2 protein-coding genes are annotated in these 2,118 nt (G+C 35.1%); both read right to left on the reverse strand.

The genetic code is table 11. From position 1 onward, the window contains the following. A partial coding sequence (locus E0I61_RS16200) for a PorP/SprF family type IX secretion system membrane protein (RefSeq protein WP_131998516.1) occupies positions 1 to 352 on the reverse strand: 352 nt, incomplete at its 3' end. Positions 353 to 511: 159 nt separating this feature from the next. After that, positions 512 to 2,118: gliding motility-associated C-terminal domain-containing protein (locus E0I61_RS16205; protein WP_132072662.1), on the reverse strand; the 1,607-nt coding region annotated here is incomplete at its 5' end.

The raw sequence follows: 2,118 nt of genomic DNA on the forward strand, positions 1-2,118 counted from the left end.
CACCAAAAGATAGCTTAAAAGTTTCAGAAGTTGGAACGGTGTAAGATAAATCAGCCGATATTGTATTCTCTTTAGTTGGCCCAATTTTATCATTTATAATTGATACCCCCAATCCTAAATTAGTTGCGTTAAGGGGAGTATTTACAGACACGGCATTAGTCACCGGAGCACCATCTAATCCTACCCATTGTGTACGGTGTAATGCAAAAATACTTAACGCACCTCTAGATCCTGCATAAGCGGGATTAATATTTATGGTGTTGTACATATACTGAGTAAATTGCGCATCTTGTTGCGCAAAACTTACTATGGCTGTAAACATCAAAACGAAAGAGAATAATTTTGTTTTCATAGTAGCTGTTTATTATTTTAAATTATCTATCGGATTCATTTGTAAGAATTCGGTAGGTCAGTTGATAAATTTGATAACTGTTATCAGTTAGTTGAAATAGGGCTATTGCTGTTGTCGTTATTATACCTGAGGACTTTTTGTCCTCAGGTATAAATTTGATTATTTAGTAAGGTATAAATACCCGTCTTTTTTATTCAGTATAATTTTTCCATCATTATCAACCGAAGTATAATTTAAGATGTAAAAGTAAGTACCGGTTGGTAATCCTGATGATTTACTAATAGTTGCTCTACCTTCAGAAAACCCTTTAAAGGCTTTATCGGTATTGTTATATCCTTTGGTTTCAAAAACCAATACACCCCAACGGTTATAAATTTCAACAGTGTTATCTGGATAACATACAGTATCATCAATATTGTCAATTACAAATACCTCATTAATTCCATCTCCATTTGGAGAAAAAGCGTTGTGAACCAATACAGTTCCACAAGCTAATACAATACTGCCACAATCAGTATCTATAGTCATTATAATTCTTATAGTTTCTGAGCAAGCATTGTTAATTTTATATTCAAATGTATAATTTCCACCAGTAAGCCCCGAAGCATTAAGAATGTCACCTTGTAATGAACCAGAATTATTTACATCTATCCAAATTCCATTTGTAGGTGTACCCACAGGTAAAAGTTCTCTTAAATTGGCAGTTGTAATTTCTCCGCTATTACAAACTGAACTGCTTATAATGACAATACTATTAGGATTAGTAACATTGATGTTTTGAATAAACTCAGATGTATTTCCACAAGTATCTGCAACAGACCATTTTCTAACAATTGAATAGGAATTATCAGTTTTGTTAATAATTGTTTCTGTATATACGGCTGTTGTAACAACAGAACAATTGTCTATAAATACAAGTTCAGGTTTTACTGGAATTGCATTACAATTAACATTTACTGTTGAATTGAACGCAGTAGTTGTAGTAGGACCAGTAGTATCAATTACATTAATTATTTGTGAAGCTGTTGATTTATTTCCACAAACATCAGTAGCAGTCCATGTACGCGTTAGTGTATAAGAACCGGCACATAACCCTGAAGTGGTAGTTTGACTGTAAGTTACAGTAGCATCACTACAATTATCAGTAGCGGTTAACGTAGCAGCAGCTGGAATAACGCCACATTGAACAGTTACATTTGCTGGTATAGTTTCAACAAATACAGGAGCCGTTGTATCTTCAACAGTAACGATTTGAGTATGTGTTGTAGTAAGACCACAAGCGTCTTTCGCAGTCCAAATACGCGTTAATGAATAAGCACCAGTACATAATCCTGGAGTAGTTGTTTGATTGTAAGTTACAGTAGCATCACCACAATTATCAGTAGCGGTTAACGTAGCAGCAGTTGGAATAGCACCACATTGAACAGTTACATTCGCTGGTAAAGTTTCAACAAAAACAGGAGCCGTTGTATCTTCAACAGTTACAATTTGAGTATGTATTGTAGTAAGACCACAAGCATCTTTCGCAGTCCAAATACGGGTTAGTGTATAAGCACCGGCACATAATCCTGGAGTAGTTGTTTGATTATAAGTTACAGTAGCATCACCACAATTATCAGTAGCGGTTAACGTAGCAGCAGTTGGAATAGCACCACATTGAACAGTTACATTCCCTGGTGAAGTCTCAACAAATACAGGAGCAGTAGTATCAATCGTTCTGATTAAATTTTGAGTCACATTGATTGTGTTTCCACACGCATCCGTTA

This window comes from Flavobacterium ranwuense (assembly GCF_004349315.1).
In the GTDB taxonomy this organism is placed as follows: domain Bacteria; phylum Bacteroidota; class Bacteroidia; order Flavobacteriales; family Flavobacteriaceae; genus Flavobacterium; species Flavobacterium ranwuense.